The 22,096-nt window shown below is 51.3% G+C and carries 22 protein-coding genes; 12 read left to right on the top strand and 10 right to left on the bottom strand.

What is annotated here, in order from left to right; all coding sequences use genetic code 11:
- Nucleotides 1-5 precede the first annotated feature (5 nt).
- Complete coding sequence (ampE, locus tag B3007_RS15465) at nt 6-878, bottom strand: regulatory signaling modulator protein AmpE (protein ID WP_301377682.1); 873 nt, start codon at nt 876-878, stop codon at nt 6-8.
- Between the two features lie 2 nt (nt 879-880).
- Nucleotides 881-1,447 carry a 1,6-anhydro-N-acetylmuramyl-L-alanine amidase AmpD gene (gene ampD / locus B3007_RS15460; protein ID WP_301377680.1) on the bottom strand — a complete coding sequence of 189 codons (567 nt, stop codon included), beginning with the start codon at nt 1,445-1,447 and terminating at the stop codon, nt 881-883.
- A gap of 103 nt (nt 1,448-1,550) precedes the next feature.
- Between ampD and B3007_RS15455 the strand changes: the two genes are divergently transcribed.
- The 8 genes from B3007_RS15455 to yacG all read left to right on the top strand — a co-directional run bounded on the left by B3007_RS15455 (nt 1,551) and on the right by yacG (nt 9,528).
- On the top strand, nt 1,551-2,903 hold the full coding sequence (locus B3007_RS15455; protein ID WP_301377678.1) for an alanine/glycine:cation symporter family protein: 1,353 nt from the start codon (nt 1,551-1,553) through the stop codon (nt 2,901-2,903).
- A 90-nt stretch (nt 2,904-2,993) separates the two neighbouring features.
- Nucleotides 2,994-3,845 (top strand): carboxylating nicotinate-nucleotide diphosphorylase, encoded by an 852-nt coding sequence (gene nadC / locus B3007_RS15450; RefSeq protein ID WP_301377718.1) that lies wholly within the window; start codon nt 2,994-2,996, stop codon nt 3,843-3,845.
- 289 nt (nt 3,846-4,134) lie between these two features.
- Entirely contained in the window at nt 4,135-4,593 is a 459-nt protein-coding gene (locus tag B3007_RS15445; RefSeq protein ID WP_301377677.1) for a pilin, read from the top strand.
- 132 nt (nt 4,594-4,725) lie between these two features.
- Nucleotides 4,726-6,435: a type IV-A pilus assembly ATPase PilB gene (gene pilB, locus B3007_RS15440; protein WP_301377676.1), complete on the top strand. Its 1,710-nt coding sequence runs from the start codon at nt 4,726-4,728 to the stop codon at nt 6,433-6,435.
- A gap of 40 nt (nt 6,436-6,475) precedes the next feature.
- Nucleotides 6,476-7,708, top strand: a complete 1,233-nt coding sequence (locus tag B3007_RS15435; protein WP_301377674.1) for a type II secretion system F family protein — start codon at nt 6,476-6,478, stop codon at nt 7,706-7,708.
- On the top strand, nt 7,705-8,586 hold the full coding sequence (locus B3007_RS15430; protein WP_301377672.1) for a prepilin peptidase: 882 nt from the start codon (nt 7,705-7,707) through the stop codon (nt 8,584-8,586). Before B3007_RS15435 ends, B3007_RS15430 begins: the two co-directional genes overlap by 4 nt.
- A gap of 116 nt (nt 8,587-8,702) precedes the next feature.
- Complete coding sequence (gene coaE, locus B3007_RS15425; protein WP_297531262.1) at nt 8,703-9,293, top strand: dephospho-CoA kinase; 591 nt, start codon at nt 8,703-8,705, stop codon at nt 9,291-9,293.
- A 7-nt stretch (nt 9,294-9,300) separates the two neighbouring features.
- Complete coding sequence (yacG, locus tag B3007_RS15420) at nt 9,301-9,528, top strand: DNA gyrase inhibitor YacG (RefSeq protein ID WP_301377670.1); 228 nt, start codon at nt 9,301-9,303, stop codon at nt 9,526-9,528.
- A gap of 32 nt (nt 9,529-9,560) precedes the next feature.
- Here the strand turns inward: yacG and B3007_RS15415 are convergent, their stop codons facing one another.
- The 5 genes from B3007_RS15415 to B3007_RS15395 form a co-directional block, all read right to left on the bottom strand.
- The gene (locus B3007_RS15415) at nt 9,561-10,736 is read right to left on the bottom strand and encodes a hypothetical protein (protein WP_301377669.1); all 1,176 of its coding nucleotides are present in this window, start codon (nt 10,734-10,736) and stop codon (nt 9,561-9,563) included.
- Between the two features lie 199 nt (nt 10,737-10,935).
- Nucleotides 10,936-13,500, bottom strand: coding sequence for a LuxR C-terminal-related transcriptional regulator (locus tag B3007_RS15410; protein WP_301377667.1), 2,565 nt, complete (start codon nt 13,498-13,500; stop codon nt 10,936-10,938).
- Nucleotides 13,501-13,580: 80 nt separating this feature from the next.
- Nucleotides 13,581-14,306 carry a PepSY-associated TM helix domain-containing protein gene (locus tag B3007_RS15405; RefSeq protein ID WP_301377665.1) on the bottom strand — a complete coding sequence of 242 codons (726 nt, stop codon included), beginning with the start codon at nt 14,304-14,306 and terminating at the stop codon, nt 13,581-13,583.
- Nucleotides 14,290-14,769, bottom strand: coding sequence for an FMN-binding protein (locus B3007_RS15400; protein WP_301377664.1), 480 nt, complete (start codon nt 14,767-14,769; stop codon nt 14,290-14,292). The genes B3007_RS15405 and B3007_RS15400 overlap by 17 nt, the downstream gene beginning before the upstream one ends.
- 56 nt (nt 14,770-14,825) lie before the next feature.
- Nucleotides 14,826-15,053, bottom strand: a complete 228-nt coding sequence (locus B3007_RS15395) for a hypothetical protein (RefSeq protein ID WP_068443359.1) — start codon at nt 15,051-15,053, stop codon at nt 14,826-14,828.
- Nucleotides 15,054-15,356: 303 nt separating this feature from the next.
- Here B3007_RS15395 and leuS point away from each other — a divergent pair, with 303 nt between their 5' ends.
- The 4 genes from leuS (at nt 15,357) to B3007_RS15375 (ending at nt 20,433) form a co-directional block, all read left to right on the top strand.
- Entirely contained in the window at nt 15,357-17,936 is a 2,580-nt protein-coding gene (leuS, locus tag B3007_RS15390; RefSeq protein WP_301377717.1) for a leucine--tRNA ligase, read from the top strand.
- Between the two features lie 178 nt (nt 17,937-18,114).
- Entirely contained in the window at nt 18,115-18,579 is a 465-nt protein-coding gene (lptE, locus tag B3007_RS15385) for an LPS assembly lipoprotein LptE (RefSeq protein WP_076515358.1), read from the top strand.
- Nucleotides 18,579-19,595, top strand: coding sequence for a DNA polymerase III subunit delta (gene holA / locus B3007_RS15380; RefSeq protein ID WP_273089658.1), 1,017 nt, complete (start codon nt 18,579-18,581; stop codon nt 19,593-19,595). Before lptE ends, holA begins: the two co-directional genes overlap by 1 nt.
- A gap of 241 nt (nt 19,596-19,836) precedes the next feature.
- Complete coding sequence (locus tag B3007_RS15375; RefSeq protein WP_084188794.1) at nt 19,837-20,433, top strand: hypothetical protein; 597 nt, start codon at nt 19,837-19,839, stop codon at nt 20,431-20,433.
- A gap of 17 nt (nt 20,434-20,450) precedes the next feature.
- Here the strand turns inward: B3007_RS15375 and B3007_RS15370 are convergent, their stop codons facing one another.
- From B3007_RS15370 to B3007_RS15360, 3 genes are all read right to left on the bottom strand, one after another.
- Complete coding sequence (locus B3007_RS15370) at nt 20,451-21,287, bottom strand: sugar nucleotide-binding protein (protein ID WP_301377662.1); 837 nt, start codon at nt 21,285-21,287, stop codon at nt 20,451-20,453.
- Nucleotides 21,288-21,356: 69 nt separating this feature from the next.
- The gene (locus B3007_RS15365; RefSeq protein ID WP_068438994.1) at nt 21,357-21,728 is read right to left on the bottom strand and encodes a hypothetical protein; all 372 of its coding nucleotides are present in this window, start codon (nt 21,726-21,728) and stop codon (nt 21,357-21,359) included.
- A gap of 51 nt (nt 21,729-21,779) precedes the next feature.
- Nucleotides 21,780-22,031, bottom strand: coding sequence for a DUF2175 domain-containing protein (locus B3007_RS15360; RefSeq protein ID WP_076515367.1), 252 nt, complete (start codon nt 22,029-22,031; stop codon nt 21,780-21,782).
- Nucleotides 22,032-22,096: the final 65 nt, after the last annotated feature.

Genomic DNA, 22,096 nt, shown 5'->3' with positions numbered 1-22,096 from the left:
GCCTGTTAGAGCAGATACCCGCCCACAGTCGCGGCGCCAATAATAACCATCCACACCGACAACGAGCGGATATGCAGGCGCTGCCAACGATCAAGTTCGGCAGCGGCCTCTTCAGCACTCTCATCAACCGGGCACGACATAGTAACTGACTGCCCGGCCAGAGATTCATTTGCTACACGGTAGAGAACATCGGCACTGTGCGTCGTGCGATCCCAAAGGTAAGAATGAAGCACAGGAAATGCGCGCAGAAAGTCTCCGGCAAGCGCATAGGTTAACCCCAGAAGCCGAACGGGAATCCACTCAATCCAGTGCAGGTAACGCCAGCCCTGTGCATCGCAATGCGTTGCCCGCGCATATTGGAGAGAAAACCACGCCAACAGAATCCCGGCAATATCCGCAACCATGTACCAGAAAACCATCAGGAAAAAGAACTCAAACCAACGGTGCAGAAGTGCCCGGATCACCTGATGATTCATGGTGGTCAGGTCATCGCTGACACGTACTTCCGGCACTGCAAGGTACTGGTCAGCGCAATGATAGGCCCCTTGTGTATCGCCCTTTTTTAAGTCACTGCGATAGGCTTCGAGGTGCTTGCCGATACTGATATGCGACAGCACGTATAGCAAGACAAGAATCTTCAGTAACACACTGAGCAGACCAAAGGCATAGGGATCAGCCAGCAACATCGCCGCCGTAATAGTGACAACCGGAAGAACCACAACAACCGAGTACCTGAAATGGCGATGCCAGTTCATAAAGCGTGGCAGCCTTTCTACCTGCTTCAGCCACCAGGCGAAGGTGCGGCTACTGGTGCTGCGATGCGGTAAAGGGAAGCGCTGCTGCCATAATAAGACGACAAACAGAACGAGAAACTTCATTTCTACTCCTCAGGACACCCGTCACCCGTGACCAGCGAGGCACGGTAACGCGTCCAGTCAAAGGCAGGCCCGGGGTCCGTCTTCCTGCCAGAGGCAATGTCTTCATGCCCGGTTATCCGCTCATCCGTGATCATGCGGTAATGCCGCTTAAGACACTCAGTCACCGCCGTAAGCTGCTCATACTGAGCATCGCTGTACGGAGCAGTGTCGGTTCCTTCCAGTTCTATTCCTATAGAATAGTCGTTGCAATTATCGCGGCCAGAAAATTGCGACTGCCCCGCATGCCAGGCGCGATCATCAAAACTTACAAACTGAGTGATCGCCCCGTCGCGCTCGATAAACAGGTGACTCGAGACCTGCAAGTCTGCGATGGTCTCAAAATAGGGATGTTGCCCCGCATCAAGTTGATTGCAGAAAAAACGTTGCACACAGCCGCTGCCGAATTGCCCAGGTGGCAAACTGATGTTGTGAATCACAAGCAGGGAGATATCTCCGACGTCCGGGCGAGGACCAAAATTCGGGGATGGAATCCATTGGGCAGAATCCAGGCGACCATTCGTTATCTTCATTATTTTCCAAAGCAATCAATGTTGTTCTTCAGCTCTTCAAGTTTGGCATAAACACAGCGGGCCGATATAGTCCGGGGACCAGCGAATATGACAGGAATATAAAATGGAGTTTCTGAATACTCTCAATGGCATTGTCTGGGGCTGGCCAATGCTGGCTTTAATTGCGCTTACAGGCCTGTTTTTAACTATCGGCCTGAAGGCTTACCCTATCCGGCATCTGAAAACCGGATTCGTCGAATTATGGCAAGGCAGACATAAACACGGTGAGGGAGAAATCTCTGGCTTCAATGCCCTGATGACCTCACTCTCGGCAACGATCGGCACAGGCAACATTGCCGGGGTCGCAACGGCTGTCGCTATGGGAGGCCCTGGCGCCATTTTCTGGATGTGGATCATCGCTCTTGTTGGTATGGCCACGAAGTATTCTGAAGCCGTACTGGCTGTGCGTTTTCGCGAACAGAATGAACAAGGGCACTTTGTCGGTGGGCCCATGTACTACATCCGCAACGGCCTTGGGCCTAAGTTCAAGTGGCTTGCGGTCGCCTTTGCTTTCTTCGGTATGCTCGCGGGATTCGGCATTGGTAACGGTGTACAGGCCAACTCGGTGGCCGACGCCATGTCGCATATCTCACCAGGCGGCACTGGCATTCCTGAATGGGTAACGGGTCTGGTGGTTGCTGCTTTGGTGGGTCTGGTCCTTATCGGAGGCATCCGCAGAATCTCAGACGTCGCGGGCAAGCTGGTTCCGTTTATGGCGATTACTTACGTGATCGCCGGCGTCGTTCTACTGGGAATCTATGCCAATGAAATTCCGGCAGCGCTGGAGCTGATCGTTACACACGCCTTCACACCTATTTCGGCCGCGGGAGGCTTCGCAGGCGCCACCGTCTGGGCTGCGATTCGCTTCGGTGTCGCACGTGGAGTCTTCTCAAACGAAGCTGGCCTTGGTAGCGCTCCTATTGCACACGCTACAGCAACCACAGACAGCCCCGTGCGTCAGGGTACAATCGCGATGCTGGGCACCTTTATCGATACTATCATCATATGCACCATTACTGGCCTGGTGATCGTTGCATCCGGTGCCTGGCAAACCGGCGCCTCAGGCGCTAGCCTGACCGCATCTGCCTTTGACGCCGGGCTCCCGGTGATTGGCCAGTACATAGTCACGCTGGGGCTGGCAGTGTTTGCTTTCACCACCATTATCGGGTGGTCATTTTATGGCGAACGCTGTACCGAGTACTTATTTGGTATCAAAGCCGTTCCGGTATTCCGGCTTATCTGGGTTGCAGCCATCCCCATTGGTGCGACACAAGAGCTGAATGTCGCCTGGCTCATCGCGGATACTCTGAACGCCATGATGGCCCTGCCTAACCTGGTCGCACTGATTCTGCTCAGCCCTGTCGTGTTCGGCCTTACCCGGGAGTATCTACAAAAAGGTTCCCAGAAAGACCTGTAGTAAACCAGTCGGGCAGTATCAGTTGGGGCGCGACTTCGTGTAGAATCGCGCCCTCATGATATGAACCCACTCATAGAACGAAGCCCCGCCATGGACCTCACTCAGCATCAGACAGACATCCGCAATGCAGTTACCCGCGCCATTGAAGAAGACATCGGCACTGGTGATATTACCGCGCAGTTAATACCGGCAGAGCAGAAAAGCCATGCACGTATCATCTCCCGGGAACATGCAGTGATTGCTGGGCAAGCCTGGGTGACTGAAGTGTTCAGGCAAGTTGATCCAACAGTCGAGGTCGACTGGAAAGTCAAAGACGGCGACGTGGTCGAAGCTGACCAGGTACTGTTTGAACTGAAAGGCTCGTCACGCTCACTGTTGAGTGGAGAGCGCTGCGCTCTGAACTTCCTGCAGAGCCTGTCTGGTACGGCAACACTGTGTGAACACTACGCCTCTCTTGTCGAAGGTACTGGTGTAAAACTACTGGATACCCGTAAAACCATTCCTGGCCTTCGTATCGCACAGAAGTACGCCGTATCCGTTGGCGGATGCTTTAATCACCGCATTGGTCTCTATGATGCGTTTCTGATCAAAGAAAACCACATCATGGCAGCAGGCAGCATTTCAGACGCTGTACGTCAGGCGCATGACATTGCTCCGGGCAAACCAGTGGAAGTTGAAGTGGAAACCATGGCCCAACTGGAAGAAGCGATCGACGCTGGTGCCGACATCATCATGCTGGATAACTTCAGCCCAGCCGATATGAAAGTCGCTGTCGCTTTCACACGAGAAAAAAGCGCAGGCAATATCAAACTTGAAGCCTCAGGTGGCATCACTAAAGACACTTTGCGCCACTATGCAGAAACCGGCGTAGATTATATTTCGATTGGTGCACTCACCAAAGACTGTAAGGCGATTGACCTGTCGATGAGGATGGTTGGCTAAGCCATTACGCCTCTGTCATTTTGCGCCGCACCTCCCGTAAATGCCCACCAGAGTGACGATAATTGTCACTCTTTGCCAACTTTTTGCGCGTTTTTCGAACAGATATTTTTATGACGCCAAAAAATGTGACTTAAGCCCGAAAACAGGGCTTGCTGGTCTCAGAGAAGCTTGGCAAACTCCATCCCACAGTCATGATTAATGACAGGTAAGACCGCCGGAAGGGCCAACCCAAAAAGGACCGGAAAGCAGTCACCCAATAACAAATCTCGAAAGAGAGTGGAGAAGCCCTATGAAAAACATGAAAGCACAACAAGGTTTTACCTTGATTGAATTGATGATCGTTGTTGCGATCATCGGTATTCTGGCGTCAGTTGCACTGCCTGCGTATCAAGACTATACAAAACGCGCTCGCTATACAGAAGTGATCAACATGTCTAACGGCGTAAAAACAGCTGTCGAGCTTTGCGCACAAGAGGCTGGAAATGTACTCACAAACTGCGACTCAGCTTCAGGTGGTGAGGCTGGTGTAGTAGCCGCTGCAACTACAGCAGCTGACAACGCATCTGTTACATCTGTAGGTGTAGTTGACGGCGTAATTACTGTCACCCCTGTTGCAGGTAATGGCATCCTTGCCACAGACACATTTATTCTTACCCCAGATATTAGTACCAACGGACAGCTTAGCTGGACCAACAATGGCTCTACACCATCTGGATGTATAGCGACGGGCGTCTGTAAAGCTAACTAATCATTCTTCTATAAGAGAACCCGCCACGTGCGGGTTTTTTTTCGCTTGTGAACAAGCACACATTTTGATTTGTAGTTTACCAATACTTCATCTGGTATCTTGGATAGCTAGCATTCGATAACAGGGTTCTCTATGAGCAAAACTCTCTCTGGTTTATCAAGACGTATTGTCGAGAAAGGGCTGATCGCTCAAGAAACTGCCTCAGAACTAGCTGAAAAGGCAAAAGAAGCGAAAATTTCATTCATTACTCAAGCGGTAACTTCTGGCGCGATCAACTCTAAAATAGTAGCCCTGATCGCATCTGAGGAATTTGGCCTTCCACTGCTAGACCTCGCTTCCTTTGATACGGAGCTAATCCCACAAGATTTGATCGGCGCCAGCCTAATCGAAAAACACCGAATCATCCCATTATTTACAAGAGGTAACCGCCTATTTGTAGGTCAGAGCGATCCTTCTCATATACTTGGCATTGATGAAGTTAAATTCAGCACGGGAATGGCAGTTGAAGCTATAGTAGTAGAGGAAGATAAACTCGCTGTAACACTCGATAAAATTGTCAATGCCTCTGATAACAGCTTGGAAGAAGCATTTGGAGACCTGGATGGTACCCTAGACGAAGTAGACCTTGAGGATCCTGAAGCCAAAGCGAAAGAACAGGAAACAGATGTTACACCGGGCGATGATGCTCCTATTGTTCGTTTCGTAAATAAAATGCTGTTGGATGCCGTGCGTATTGGTGCATCCGATATTCATTTTGAACCTTATGAGAAAAGATATCGCATTCGCTACCGCACAGATGGTGTGCTAAAGGAAGTTTCCCAACCACCGATTAACTTAGCAGGTAAGATCGCCGCTCGCCTGAAAGTAATGTCGCAGATGGATATCTCTGAACGACGCATTCCTCAGGATGGTCGTATTAAGATGAAGATATCTAAAAATAAAGCCATCGATTTTCGTGTTAATACGCTTCCTACCCTCTGGGGCGAGAAGATTGTATTGCGTATCCTCGATCCCTCGTCTGCGAAACTGGGGATCGATGCCCTAGGCTATGAAGAAGACCAAAAGCAGCTCTACCTTGAAGCTCTATCAAACCCTCAGGGTATGATTCTGGTAACAGGCCCGACGGGATCCGGTAAAACAGTTTCCCTCTATACAGGACTGAATATTCTCAACGTAGAAGGTACAAACATTTCTACAGCTGAGGACCCGGTAGAGATCAATCTTGAGGGCATTAACCAGGTCAACGTGAATAATAAGGTAGGCCTCGATTTTGCCTCGGCACTGCGCTCATTCCTGCGCCAGGATCCGGATGTTGTCATGGTGGGTGAGATTCGGGATCTTGAAACCGCTCAGATTGCGATTAAAGCGGCCCAAACAGGCCACCTTGTTTTATCCACACTGCACACCAACAGCGCGGCAGAAACACTCACGCGACTTGCTAACATGGGAGTTCCCGCATTTAATATTGCCACCTCTGTTTCCTTGATTATTGCTCAGCGTCTCGCACGTCGCTTGTGCTCCAGTTGCAAAACTCCTGCAGAGATTCCGCCTGAGACCCTGCAAGAAGAGGGGTTTACTGAAGAGCAAATTTCTCACGGAGACTTCTTCTCACCGGTGGGCTGCCCCCACTGCAATGGTGGATACAAGGGCCGAGTGGGCATCTATGAAGTCGTAAAGGTTACAGATGCGGTCTCGCGTATTATTATGTCTGGCGGGAATTCAATTGAAATATCTGATGCGGCACGCCGAGAAGGGTTTGCAAACCTTAGAACTTCAGCGCTTAAAAAAGTAGCTATGGGTACAACAAGCCTCGAAGAAGCAAACCGAGTGACCATGGATTAACCTTCTATCGGGAAGGTCAGTGCAAAAGAGTTAAAAAACAATGGCAAAACAAGAAAAAACAAGCACTTTCGCCTGGGAAGGCGTTAATCGCCGCGGGCAGTCTGTAAAAGGTGAGATAATCGCTTTGAGTTCAGCATACGCAAAAGCTCAGCTTCGCAAGCAAGGTATCGAGCCGCGTAAAGTTAGAAAAGCAGCAGAGCCACTTTTCGGTATAGGTGGCCCTGGGGCAGGTAAAAAGGTTAAGCCAGCAGATATAACATTTTTTACGCGACAAATGGCTACGATGGTTAAATCGGGCGTTCCGCTTGTTCAAGCCTTCGATATCGTCAGTGACGGCGTAGATAACCAGAAGATGAAGAATATCATCAGTGATGTCAGGGATTCAGTTTCTTCTGGTAATGACTTTGCCGCAGCTCTAAGGAAGTATCCAGAGCACTTTGACGACCTTACATGTAACTTGATTGAGTCCGGCGAGCAGGCAGGTACACTGCAGACGATGCTAGAGAAGGTTGCAATATACAAGGAAAAAACGGAAGCGCTCAAGGCAAAGATCAAGAAAGCCCTGATGTACCCAGCAATTACTCTATCGGTAGCTTTTGGGGTCACACTTATTCTATTGATTAAAGTAGTGCCGTCATTTCAGGATATGTTCAATAACTTTGGTGCAGACCTCCCAGCCCCAACTCAGATGGTAGTCTCAATCTCAGAAGTAACCCAAGATTACTATCTGTATATATTATCAGCATTGGTCATTATTGGTGTCGTTTTCGTACAAAGCTTGCGTCGCTCAAAGCATTTCAGAGACCGCTTCGAAGCATTCCTTCTAGGCGTACCAGTATTTGGTGATTTGATTCAGAAAGCTGCGATAGCTCGATATTCAAGGGTTTTATCGACCACCTTCGCGGCCGGGGTTCCCCTCGTTGATGCTCTCGACTCTGTTGCCGGCGCGGTAGGTAACTCCGTGTATAGAGATGCAGTACACAAGGTTAAAGACGAGGTCGCGTCCGGGCAGCAAATGCATCTAGCGATGCGCTCCACTAAAGTATTTCCAAATATGGTCGTTCAGATGGCGAGTATAGGTGAAGAGTCAGGTGCGCTTGACGATATGCTTTCGAAAGCTGCCGATTACTACGAAGAGGAAGTAGATAACGCTGTCGACAACCTCACTGCCATGATTGAGCCGGCAATGATGATCTTCCTTGGTGTCGTTATTGGTGGTTTGATTGTAGCTATGTACTTACCAATCTTTGAGATGGGCAGCGTCATCGGATGATGTCTGTCCTCGAATACTTATCAGGGAGCTTTGATGCTCTACTATTAGCAGTTCTAACTCTATCACTTCTTATCGGCAGTTTCCTGAACGTCGTGATTCTGCGTATGCCGATCATGATGTTCAGAGGCTGGAAGCAAGAATGCCAGGGGATGGAAGGTGAACTTCCGGACCACCCGGCCATTAACGACCTGAGCAAACCCTATAACCTCGTTACCCCAGCTTCGCACTGCCCTTCTTGTTCAGCACCGGTTAAACCGTGGATGAATATCCCGGTGATCAGCTGGATTTTCCTTCGTGGTAAATGTGCGTCATGTGGCACTCGGATTGGTCTGCGTTATCCCTTGGTCGAGATAGCTACGGCGTTAATGAGCGGCCTCTTACTGCTCAAGTTTGAATGGGGTTGGCCACTACTGGCGATGCTGGTGTTCACCTGGCTTCTGATTACGATGTCGGTTATCGATATTGATCATAAGATCCTGCCGGACACATTAACACTCGGCTTGCTCTGGCTCGGCCTTCTGCTGAATACCCAGGGAATGTTTACTGACCTTCAGTCGGCTGTTCTTGGGGCGGCACTGGGCTATGGTGTGCTTTGGGGATTCTTCTGGGTCTTCAAATTGCTCACGGGCAAAGATGGTATGGGCTACGGTGACTTCAAGCTTCTCGCCGCACTTGGCGCGTGGTTCGGCTTTCAGTCGCTGTTGACCATTATCATTATGTCGAGCGTTGTCGGTGCCGTCGTTGGTATCGCAGGCGTGATTGTACTTGGACGTGATCGTCAGGTTCCCATTCCTTTCGGCCCCTATCTCGCTATGGCAGGTTGGATCGTAGCCATGTGGGGTAATGAAATCACGCAGTGGTACTTCTCGGTCATATAAGCGGCTCTTCGAATAGCTCTTACGGGGTGCCGTTGCAAGTCGCTTTTACAGGTCGAAGGTTCAGGCCTGTTCGTTCTTTTCTTTTTAGTATTTTTTGAAGCAGGCTCTCAATCAGTATGTTTATTCTCGGCCTTACCGGCGGCATAGGCAGTGGTAAAAGCGCTGCCAGCGCGTATTTCAGAAACCAGGGGATTGTCGTCGTCGACGCCGATATTGTCGCCCGTGAAGTGGTTGAGCCAGGCCAACCTGCCTTGCTCGCCATCAAACAGCGATATGGGTCTGAAGCCCTTCATGATGATGGTACGCTTAACCGTGCCTGGCTACGCGCAAAAGTCTTTGCAGAACCTGATGAACGCAAATGGCTGGAGAGCCAGACCCACCCGCGAATACGGGATAGCATTATTGCGCAATTAAAAGCAGCGACTTCCCCCTACGCCATTCTGGAATCTCCACTTTTGTTTGAGAGCGGTCAGAGCGAGCTGGTCGCCCGCACCCTGGTGATCGATGTTCCAGAAGAGATTCAGGTTGAAAGAGCCTCTTCACGTGATGGCAACGAGGAAGAACAGATTCGCCGTATTATTGCAGCACAGATACCTCGCTCAGAGCGGTTGCAGAGAGCAGACGATGCGGTGGATAATTCAGGCAATCTTGAAGCCCTGTACAGTCAGCTTGAACCGCTTCATCAGTCGTACCTGCAATTAACCTGAGGTGTTCGTGGAAGTTAAGTGTCCAACGTGCGAAAAAACGGTCCAATGGACCCCAGAAGAGAAGTACCGCCCTTTTTGCAGTGAGCGCTGCAAGCTGATCGACCTTGGCGAGTGGGCAAGCGAGGGACACGCGATTCCAGGGAAACCCATGACTGATGAGCTTATGTCTGGTGATATCTCAGACGACATGTTTGCCGCCGACGAAACCCTGAGTGACCACCTTAAACGTCATTGATAGGTGATTGAAGAAGGGTTGATCCGAGCGGATCAACCGCTCGCCGGTATCTTTTCGACCAGAGCCATTAATTCCTCGGTCTTCACTTTATCTGAAGCGAAAACCCGGCCGACTTCGGTGAGGTAGCCTGTCAGACTCTTGTCCATCTTCAGGCCCTCGTTGAAAACCCGGTTGGTCTCGAGGATCCCCTTCTCAAGAACCTTCTGAATTACCCGCTCCTGTTGCTCGTCCATGCCCAGGAACTGGATTTCCTGCTCAATGCCATCGGCAATGTCTTCCACCGCATCGGCAATGCGAACCATAACATCGTGATACCCTTTGTCGATGCCTTCCATAATGCTGGTCATCCGTGAGGTCAGCTTAACTACAAGCTGACTTTCGAGTTTCAGCGACTCAACATTATCCAAAGCGCCGACTCTGGCATCCAAACCCTGTAGCAGTGAAAAGACATTGTCCTTGATCGCACCGTATTTATTCGGGTCATCTACTGGCATGTTCCTGACCAGTAAGGAAACACGCCCGTAATTCATTATGGAGCGCTTCCCGAAGTCGACATAGCGTCCCATCTCACTGCATTCCCGCAGTAAGGTCGACTCCAGGTCCTTCGCCATCCCATTCGCTTCCATGTTCTTTTCACCGAAACGACTGCGAATCTGCAGGGAACTACTGATATTGTAACTTTTGAGTGCCTGAAACAGTCGCATCCCCGCCTGATCGAGGTTCTCACATTGATTGATATCCAGCAGAAACTGAATATTTACTCCCAGATCAGAGGTGTCTGACATGGCAATAAAGGCCATCTCATTAGCCTTATCCAGCTGCTGTTTTAACTGCTCGTTAGCGATGCGGTTAAAGATGGCTTTCATCAGGCGAACCTGTAACTCTGCGCCGTTACCAAACTGGATATGATCATCACAACCGGCATCATAGAAACCCAGCCGGGAATCCAGATCGCGCTCTTCTGTTGCCAGTACAACCACGGGTAATGGTGAAATTACCGGGTGATGTTTGAGTGCCCGAACCTGTGCCTGAGCGCCTGTTCCGTCAGCCTCTTTGTCAAGCACGATAGCAAGCTTGTATTCTTCGAGGTCAGGCAGGTGAAATGTTTCCTGCGCAGTCGCAACAGCCAACAGCGAGAACTGATTTCCGAGGTTTTCCCCGAGCTTTTTTATATCGTTGCAGCCAACAACGAGGACCTTGTATTCCATAGGCGTTAAGGCATCTAGTGAGACGTATTACAAGGTTTAGTCCAGTTAACGCAAATTTACCAACGCGATTCACGATTGGATTACAAAAGCTATCCTATTGATATCTATATCAAATTAATAGTTACATTCGCTGTTAGGCGTATTCAGAAAATCCAAGCCACTATCAAGCACACCGAAAGGCTGGAGATAGTGTCAGAAATCAGATTAACATCAGCTCTTTGGCTTTATGAATCGCCTGAGTCCGGCTAGCAGTGCCAAGTTTCACGTTTATCTTACGAGCATGTGTTTTCACGGTATGCAGCGAAATGTAGAGCTGATCTGCAATCGCTTGATTCGACAATCCCTGAGCCATAAGGTTGAGGACATCACGCTCGCGCTCACTGAGCGCAGACCCTGGCTCATGAGCCGGATTCAGTTCTACCTTTGGCAAATCAAGAAAAGCCACCAGCCCGGGCAGCCAGCTTTGTAATTGCTGGTTTACGCCTTCTGCACGAAATGTCTTCTTCACAACGTCGATCTGGCGCATGGCTTCAGCCGGTTGTTGCAGCGTCATCAAGGCCCCAGCGCGAATCATGCGGATAAACACAGACATAAAACCGTCCGGAGTATGACGCAACCAGCGATCAGTCAGCTCCAGGCATACCTCTGGGCGCCCAGCCATCAGGTGAAGTCTTGAGAGCGTCAAGGTGCTGAACCCCGGTAGCAACGCGCTGTATTCACAACGCGCAACGCCCGCACTGTCAGCATCCGCCAGTAACGCCTCAAGGCAATCATGAGCCCGGCGGAATTTTTTCTGTGAGATCCAGATATTCGAACGCACTGTATGCAACCAGGCATACGCAACAAAATCGACTTGCTGTTCCTGTAAGCGACGCTCGCCATCATCAAGAACATTCAGAGCCAGGGAGTACTGCCCCTGCCCCATCAGATTAAGCGCCCGGATTGCATACCCATAGGCTGCTGCCGGGTCAGAACGCTCTTCACATAGCAGCAATGCCTGAGTAAGAGCGGTATCCGTTGGCTCATCACTGTAACCCGTAATCCAGCCAACGGTTGCTTTCAGTATCTGCAGCCTCGCATACGCCAGACTGTTACCGCCATGCGGACTTGCTTCCAACACCTCATGGCCCTGAGTCAGAACAGATAAGCAGCGCGACGCGTGACCGCGGTTAAACTCAATACGCGCATGATCCAGATGTGCCATACCCTCGAGTGCACTCTGGCGGGATTTACGGGCGATATCGAGTGCAAAACGATTCCAGATACGTGAGCCATCAAGATCCCTATGCGCCAGCGATACCAGAGCCAGCATAGAGGCGGTAAGAAATCTCAGACTAAAACGTTCCGCGGGTAACATCTCCAGCGCCTGACGGCATTGCCGTTCCGCCCGGGTTAACTCGCCTCGCGAACCTGCCATGTACCCTTTCAAAGCAATCAGGCCAGCTTCATCTATGCCCGGAATCAGTGACAGACGCTCGATCAAGCTCTGAGCAGCATCCAGTCGGTTCGTCAAAAGGTGCGTCCAGCACGCAATCTGCATCAGATCGGGAGACGTGTATAGCTGGTCTTCGTTCAGTTGATCAAACCAGACAGTAAGCCCTTGGGTATCCAGACTAGCGAGGATACTGTCAGACTGTTGCGCCATCCAACCGGCGTCGATCGCATCATGATCGGACTGCCCAGCATGAAATAACGCTGCAATCGCATCGTTACGATCCCGAAACCAGTTAAACGCGCGCAGGTGAATATCTCTTCGCCAATCGGCTGGGCGTAGCCGCGATAGACACTGGGCTACAATCGGATCCATTCTGAACCACTCAGGACGGCCGGGAACCTCCTGTAAGTACAGACCCAGCGCCAGTAATCCCTGCATATCACCCGCTGCATAAAGGTCAGGAGCGACAGCTTTAACCAGATCATCATGAAAGGTGCCAAGCACTGCACATAAACACATGAGATCCCTCAGCGGCACAGCCAGATTTGGGATGACTTCGCCACGAAGATAATCAGACACCTCATACAGACCCAGATCACTGCTCCAGCGCTCTGGCATGCCAGCACAACGCCAGGCCATGAGCCAGAGAGCCAGGCCCGCAGGCCAACCCTGCATTTTTCGCAATAACGACGGCACCTCCGCCGAGGGAAGAGTCAGTTGTTGACACTCTAACAGCGCGTTGAATTCAGATATCGAGAAGCTGAGTTGTTGAGTGGTGAGCCAGGCAATATCAGGCAATAATCCAATACTGCCGCGGGCAAACGGTAAATGACGTCCGCTGAATACGAGTTTCAGGTTCGCTGGTCGATACCGTAAAAGGAGAGTCGTAATCGCCCGGCTTTCTTCAAAATCGAGATATTCGACGTTGTCGATGATAAATACATACTGAGTGTCTTGCTGTCGCACATGCTCCAGCAAAGTTGCCACCGCTTCCATGTCGGAAAGTGACGACGAAACACCGCTACTGGTCAGGCCCAGCTCTTTCTCACACGCTCGGACCATCAACCGCGACGACTCGTCAAAACGGTCACACTGATAATATACGACCGTGTGGTCCATCTGCAGTAAAGAGATAGACGAGGATATCACCGACGTTTTCCCATAGCCCGCCGGCGCCAATAGCATTGCCACAGGCGAAGATGCCAAGGCCGCCATGAGAATATCAGAACGGTCGATATGGCTGGCAGGCACCTCAGGACGGGTTGTCTTAACCGCGATAACGCGCGCCTCTACATCGCTTTCGTTATTGCTGGCGGGGTGTACAAACACAGTGTCAGAATCCGTGACGCAAAATTAGTTATTGGGGCCTATAGAAACAAATCGGACGAGCTGCGGCAACGTTGCTCTGGTTACCTTCTGTTACCAGGACGCGACCACCACATCCAGATACCGCTGAATGCCAGAAGAAGCATTGCAAAAGCGGCGGCATCGACTATCCATATCCCCCCACGACCAAACCAGCGCCCACTGTGCATATCCTGCATCACACGCTGCCAGCTAATGGACTGGTTGACGGAAGGAAGCACCTCATACGAGGCAATTCGGGCATGAGGCATAATTTCTTCAAGAGTGAGCGCATCAGTATTCAGCCTCTGCCAATGATCAGGCGATCCAGCAACCAGCTGCCCCTCTGAAATCGCCGGCCTGGCGTCGTCGGCCAGACTAAGAAAAGCAGGATCAAAAGACTCGATCAGCTGATAATCGCCCGTCAGCAAGTGCCAGCCAGAAAGGCAGCTGACGAGCACATAATCCAGAGCCTCTGCAGCCCCCGTCAATCGGTCACAATCTGCTATGACCTCCTCGTCTAGCATCAGCATGCCGTTAGCAGAGTACAGCAACCCGTAGCGGCCGCGGTAGCCAATGTTATCCGGCAATACCGACTGATATGGCCAGAGCAGGACACGGCTCTGAGGGTAATGATTGTCCAGCTCAAGTTGCCCAGTATGATTCAACGCAACACCGGTAATCACGAGAAGAATAAGTAGGATAGATACCAGCAGTCCCAGGCGGCGATGCCAGCGGTGCAGAAAAAAGCGGATTCTTCGTCTTAGCTGCGGTCTAAGGTTCGACTGCATTATCCTCGTTCGCCCAGCGATCTAATAGAAGCGCCAGTTTAGCGACTTTCTTCATTGTGCGCACTGAATAGGTCGCACCTGATATGCCATCAATATGCTGAGAAAGATCTCCACTGTCTGTCAGTGAAATATCTTTATATTGGCGGGTGTACTGTGGAAGACGAATTTCGTCACCACGTACTTCTCTGAATACCATAACCTCTATACGCTCTATGCGCCCAGACGAGGTGACGATGCCGAAGGTAATGGGCTTCTCTTTGCCGATCTCACTCAGCGTCCAGAGGTACCGCCCTCCAGCCGATAGATAGCGAAGCCGAGCCTGGCGAGGCGCGTCTCCTAGCAAAGCCTCAGCTTGCTGTCGGCGCTCTGGCGTCATCCAGAGCGCCGATTTTTCCGGTTCAGACTCGCTGAATACTTCAGCACTGATCTGCGCTGGCGTGTAATACGTTGTTCCGGCCGACACCGGCAAACCTATTATTAGCAAGAAAGTAAAAAGCGAGCGTAACAAACCGGTCTACCTCAGAAGCTGAAACCTACACCAAGATTGTAACCAGTGGCGCTCAATTCACCAGCGGTTTCCTGACGGAAGTAATCAGCTTTCAGAACTGCAGTATCAGCCAGCCAGTAGTTCACACCGATGTCATTCTGAGTTTTCAGTTCATCAATCTGAGCTTGTGTTGCAGCATCCGCCGCATAGGTCATGTTAGACAGAGCGATAGCGGTGCCAAGCACAGCGAGCTTTTTCATCTGGGATCTCCAAATTAAGGTCATCAATTTCATCAGGTTGTTCGATTGCGACAGGAAAGATACCCGAATGCACAATACAAAAGCAAATGCTACAGATTACTATTAACAAGAGTATTTCATTACTGTATACAATCGCATTTGTCGGTTTTATACAGTCACCGTACTGCACTACCCCAAGCAACGAAGGTTGAGCCTTACTCTTCAGACGGCAGAACTCCCATCGACCGGTTCAATCAGGTAAACTCCTGAGTCATAGAATTTGCGAATCCACGCCACGAATCAGGCCTAATACAGCACATGACCATGCAAGAGACTTATCAGCCCCAAACCATTGAATCTGCCGTTCAGAGTCACTGGGAAGAAAATCAGGTATTTAAAGCCGTAGTCGACAGCAACAAAGAAAAATTCTACTGCCTGTCGATGTTCCCTTATCCAAGCGGACGGCTACACATGGGGCATGTGCGTAATTACACCATCGGTGATGTGATCTCGCGCTATCAGCGCATGCAAGGCAAAAACGTGATGCAGCCAATGGGTTGGGATGCGTTCGGTCTGCCCGCTGAAAATGCCGCGATCAAACATCAGGTCGCGCCAGCAAAATGGACCAAAGAAAACATCGCCTACATGAAAGGTCAGCTGAAATCGCTGGGTTTTGGTTACGACTGGGACCGTGAACTGGCCACCTGCGACCCTGAATACTACCGCTGGGAACAGTGGTTCTTCACCACTCTGATCGACAAGGGTCTGGCGTACAAGAAAGTTTCTGCCGTGAACTGGTGTCCGAACGATCAGACCGTACTGGCGAACGAACAGGTCATCGATGGCTGCTGCTGGCGCTGTGACACCGTGGTTGAGCGCAAAGAAATTCCGCAGTGGTTTATCCGCATTACCGATTATGCGGAAGAGCTCCTGAACGATCTGGACCAGCTGGATGGCTGGCCAGATCAGGTGAAGGCCATGCAACGCAACTGGATCGGCAAATCCCGTGGCATCCAGATGACATTTGGTCTTAAAGATCGAGCAGACAGCCTTGAGATCTACACTACCCGTCCGGACACCCTGATGGGCGTGAGCTACGTTGCCGTCGCGGCGGGCCACCCTCTGGCGAAAGAAGCCGCCGAGAACAATCCTGAGCTCGCGGCGTTCATCGACGAGTGCAGCAAGTCCGGTACCGCTGAAGCCGACGTTGCCACCGCCGAGAAGAAAGGTCTGGCCACCGGTTTCACTGCCATTCACCCAATTTCCGGCAAAGAAGTCCCTGTCTGGGTCGCGAACTTCGTACTGATGGAATTCGGCACCGGTGCCGTAATGGCCGTGCCCGCGCACGACCAGCGCGACTGGGAGTTTGCAACCAAATACGGTATTGAGATCCAACAAGTCATCGAACCTGCCAACGGTGAAGAGATTGATCTGAGCAAAGAAGCCTTTACCGAAAAAGGCACCCTGGTCAATTCTGGTGAATTCGACGGTCTGAGTTTTGAATCAGCCTTTGATGCCATTGCAGAGAAACTCAAAAGCGAAGGCAAAGGCGAAATCAAAGTTAATTACCGCCTGCGCGACTGGGGGGTCAGCCGTCAGCGCTACTGGGGTGCGCCAATTCCAGTGATCCGTACACAGGACGGCGACACTGTTCCAGCGCCGGAGAGCCACCAGCCGGTGATTCTGCCGACCGACGTAGTGATGGACGGCGTGAATTCGCCGATCAAGAACAATCCTGAATTCGAGAACATCGAACTCGACGGTCAACCGGCATTCCGCGAAACCGACACCTTCGATACCTTTATGGAATCGTCCTGGTACTACGCGCGTTACTGCTCACCGCAGGACGACACCCAGATGCTGGACCCGAAAGAAGCCAACTACTGGCTCCCGGTTGACCAGTACATTGGTGGTATTGAGCACGCGATTCTGCACCTGCTGTACGCGCGTTTCTTTCACAAGCTGCTGCGCGATGCGGGTCTGGTGAACTGCGACGAGCCGTTCAAAAACCTGCTGACCCAAGGCATGGTACTGGCCGAAGCCTTCTCCTACACCACGGAAAACGGCGCCAAAGAATGGGTTAACCCACTCGACGTGACCGTTGAGCGTGACGAGAAAGGCCGCGTTACCGGTGCCAAACGTACCGAAGACGGTCTGGAGCTGACGGCAGCGGGCATGAGCAAAATGTCCAAGTCGAAAAACAACGGCGTTGACCCTCAGGAAGCCATTAAGCAGTACGGTGCCGACACCGTGCGCCTGTACACCATGTTTGCCGCGCCGCCGGAACAAACACTCGAGTGGTCTGACTCTGGCGTTCAGGGCGCCCAGCGCTTCCTGCAGCGTGTATGGCGCTTAAGCTATGAGCTGTTGCAACAAGCAGATCGTGGCGACATCGCTCAACTGAACAAAGATGAAAAAGACGCACGCCGCAAAGTGCATGAAACCATTCAGAAAGTGAGCGACGATGTAGGCCGTCGTTACAGCTTCAATACTGGCATTGCTGCAGTGATGGAATTGATCAACACCCTGCAGAAGCAGAAACTCGATAGCGCTGGTGCTCGTGCTGTCGTCACCGAAGGTCTGGACGCCGTGGTGCGCATGCTGTCACCGATTGCTCCGCACATTGCCCAGTCTTTGTGGGAGGCCTTTGGCAATGACGGTCTGGTTCTGGATGCGCCGTGGCCGGTAGTCGATAAAAAAGCACTGGAAAAAGACAGTATCCTGCTGATCGTTCAGGTGAACGGTAAAGTGCGTGCCAAACTGGAAGCGCCCGCTACCGCGAGCAAAGACGAACTCGAAGCCATGGCGATGGCAGACGACAGCGTTAAAGCCCAGATTGACGGTAAAACCGTACGAAAAGTTATCGTTGTGCCAGGAAAATTAGTCAACATCGTTGCTAATTAATGGAGCTAGCTGCGTTGCTCTGGCGGTGTTAAAAACCAGATTAAAATGCTCATTTATGACGTATAAACTGCGCTTTCAATCTGGTTTTTGCCTTGCCATAGCGGCCTCGCTGACGCTCCCGAAGCACTGAGTCCGGTTAAAAACATAGCCTTCAGGGTTTCTATTTTTCGGAATTAATATGCGCCACCTGATTTTCTTATTGTCACTCACTCTGATCGCCAGCTGCGGCTGGCAACTCAGGGGTGTTTCGGAGCTGCCAGAAGGCTTCCGTATTATTCACGTAAGTGGTGGCCCTCAGGGCATTCGTGAACAGCTAGTGCAGCGCCTTCGCTTTAATGACGTTGTTGTACCCGAACGAGCACTCGACGCACCTGCTCAGATTGAAATTAACGAATACTCCGTAGAGCGGCGTACTCTGACAGTAAATAGCGTTGGCCAGATTGCTGAATACGAGTTCAACGCATTACTTGATGTGACCGTAATCCGTGGAGAAGAGACGTATCAATTTGTCACAGAATCCCGGCGCACTCTGAGTAATGACGTCAACAACGTCGTTGCCACACAGCAAGAAGAACGACAGTTGCGCGATGCGCTGGATTCAGACTTGCTCAGTCGCTTGATGCGCCGTCTGGAACGCCTGTAATGAAATTACGTCAGGATCAGTTAGGGCCGCATCTCGCCAAAGAACTGGCTCCCTGCTACCTGATTTCAGGCGATGACCCGTTACTGGTCATGGAGGCTTGCGACGATATACGCAAAGCCGTCAAACAACAGGGCATTGATGAGCGCGAACTGTTTCATGCGGAAGCCGGTTTCGAATGGCGCACTCTGAGAGAAGAAGCGTCAGCCATGTCTCTGTTCTCCAGTCGTCGCCTGCTGGAACTACGCATCCCCAATGGTAAGCCTTCCGACAAAGGGGAGACGATTAAGGATCTTGCCGAGCATCCGTCGCCCGACAATATTGTGCTGATCATCTGCCCAAGACTCGATGCTAAGACGCAGAAAACCGCCTGGTATAAAGCGATTGAGAAACATGGTGTTGTACTGCCCATCTGGCCCATCGAGCGAAATCAGTACCCTGGCTGGCTGAAACGTCGCTTCCAGATGGCAGGGCTCCAGGCTGACCAGGCTGCCGTTTCTGCACTTGCTCACCAGACAGAGGGCAACTTACTGGCCGCAGTTCAGGAAATCGAAAAACTGCGGATGCTGGGCGAAACTAACGTCAGCGAAGAGCTTATTATGCAGAGTGCGGGCGACAGCTCCCGCTTCGATGCGTTCGGGCTGGCAGATGCCTGCCTGATGGGAAAGCTGGGCGAGGCAAACCGTATGCTGGGTCACCTGCGTTCTGAGGGGCACGAGCCGATTATGGTGTTGGGCGCCCTGACCCGGAAGATCAGGCAACTGATTGCATTAAAGCCCTGTCAGGGGGCACAAGCACTCTCCGAGGGTTTCCGGTCTCAGGGCGTCTGGCCAAGACAGCAGGCCCCTTATAAAGCAGCCCTTCAACGTCTGTCGATGAAAGATCTCCACAGAGCACTGAGCACTGCGGCAGAAGCAGACCTGGCCGCCAAAGGCAGCGGCGACGACGCTTGGCTCAAAATGGGGCAAATAGTCATTATCCTATCAGGTCAGGCAGACAAACTCTTTACATTGACCTGAAAAGAACCGTTAGCTCAGTCACACTTTTTTCCGATTGCCGCTGCCATACTCTCCTGAGTGATCCAATCAGCCTGAATTTGTACTCTGCCAGTCATATGGCTCACGACGACTAATCACGCGTCATGATATCGACAGAATTTGGCAATTAAGATTTCGGAAGTGTAGCCAGTGCCGTCATACCGGATTCATAATCCGGTAAAAAATAAGCGGTTTCAAAACCGCGTGTCTGATGGAGATTAAAATGAACACAGTAGCCCAGCAGCAGAACAGCGATCTCGTATGGGATCTTGAGAAACTCAATCAGCACAAACGTGCGATGAATTTCGTAAAGCAGTTCGAAAACCGCTTCTGTGTATTCTCAACTTCCGTACGTCAGCTTTACACCAATTACAGTATTTTCTTCCCGGAAGAAGCACACCGCCAGATGGTGATTCTTCCAGATCCTTACGCCTTTCACGATACCTTCAGCCACCTGAACCCTGATGCTGTCAGTGCCACAGGCCTGCATGTCATTCCGGGTAACCTGATAGGCAAGCAAGGCTTGTATCTGGTGATTTCTCACAAGGATAAGAAGGTTCGCTCGGTGCCTATTCCGTTCCAGGAAGGTATGCGTCAGATTCTTCGCCGAACAAACAGCGACGATCCTTTCCTGCCCGTATTGATGAAAGGTGACCTACGTGAGTTCAACGACAAACTGCCGTGCCTGCACTTGCATCGTCTGCGTCTGAGCGAACTGTCTGGGCTGTCATCTCTGGAGCGTGAAAGTATCCGCAGCCTGATCACAGATAAGCTGATGGATCTCTACCAGAAGTCTGCGACTTTCAACACCGGCAGCTGACCCAAAAGTCTGAAATCTCAGGCGGTTTCTTTCGATGGGTCGTGGTAATAGGCCCGAACCAGACGCGCTAACCCTTGTCGCCACGCCTTATTCTTAATCCCAAACGTGTGGAACAGAGACGTGTGATCAGCAATAGGTACCCACACCTCCGGTGTCATACCCCCCTCCTGAGTAGTCAGTTCTACGGCCGTCAAATCCTCAAACTGACGCGCCTCTGCCAGCAAGGCTTCTGCAAAGGTGTATGATGAAACCGGCTCAACGCCAGAAAAATGATAAGTTCCCCAGAGATCCTCTGCGAGATGAATCTGACGAAGCATCGCCAACACCACGATCGCAACATCGTCGACGGGGGTCGGTTCAAACTCACGCTGCATATCTAACGCCAGCGACGGCTCTGAGCGGATGACGCTGAGAATACGACTGGCAAAGTCGCTGCCATCGAGCGTTAGCAACTGCCCAACTCGAAGAATAATATGCTGAGGGTTCTCGGCCACCAGTATTTCCAGCTCAGCAAAAGCTGAGCTCAATTCACTGGTATTGTCGGCAGGTGACTGCTCCTTCACTGTTTCTTTGCTGCCCAGGTATCGATGCAAGGTGGAGAGCAACACCACCAGAGCACCCTCTTCCTGGGCCCGGCCAATCCAGAATTTAGCAGACTCAAAATCGGTAGTTTCATTCAGCGCTGGCGAAATTACGTACACCGGTCGGGCACTGGACTGCAACATCGGACGCTCAGTACTGGCAATAGACACGCCGCGATGAATGAGATTCTGTTCTGCCAGATAGCGACAGAGATAACGACCTATTGGGCGGTCTGCACCAATGACGTGGGTGTGAAAACTACTGATAGCCAAGTGCGTATTCCGAGTATGGAGTTCAAAAAAGCAAGGTTACCACTGCAATCCTTAGACAGCACGCGGGATTTAATCGACGGCCAGTGACAATTCACAGATCACATTCTGATTCCGTAATGCATCATTTCTGTTGGGATACATGCGAACGTCGTTGAGGCCGATAAGTAGAGCGAGACCTCCAGTAAGGCCGACAAACCCGGCTCTGTGCTCTTCAATAAACGGGGAATGTAACGCTAGTCCTTGTGCAAGCGCTTCATTGCGTACCATGCCTCCAGCCAAGGGATCTACGCAATCTCCCGGGCGACGAAATAGAGCGATCGACTGTGGACTGATGACAAGAGCATTGCCATTGACCAGCTCAGCCTCAGCCACAGGCGTACCATCTACCAGGGTCAGAAGCTTCCAGGCACGGATCAGATCAGATGAATTTTCAATAATCATAGACAAAAATGGCGACTTAAAAGTCGCCAGTGTACCCCACCCGAAAGCCCCTCAGAAGAGCTCAATTTCGCTGTCACCGCCGCCCTCGTCTCTGCGGCGCCGATCGTTGACTTCAGCAAGCACCATATCCTGCAGGTCCAGAAGCTCATCATCGGTAAGCTGACTGATATCCAGAGCCTGAAACGTACGCGCTAATGCCGCCTGCGCCTGATAACAATGCTGGTGGGCTGGGCCGCTACCCGGGACCGTAACACCACTGGTGCCGAATACGGGCTTTTTGCAATACACACAATTGAGTGACATAACTCTCCTTCGGGAGAAGTTGTTGACCTTCTTTGTGTGAGTATAGCCAGTGATCCCGGTTTCGC

It is taken from the genome of Thalassolituus sp. UBA675 (assembly GCF_002297765.1).
Taxonomy (GTDB): domain Bacteria; phylum Pseudomonadota; class Gammaproteobacteria; order Pseudomonadales; family Oceanobacteraceae; genus Thalassolituus.
This window is presented reverse-complemented; position numbering and strand designations above follow the sequence as displayed.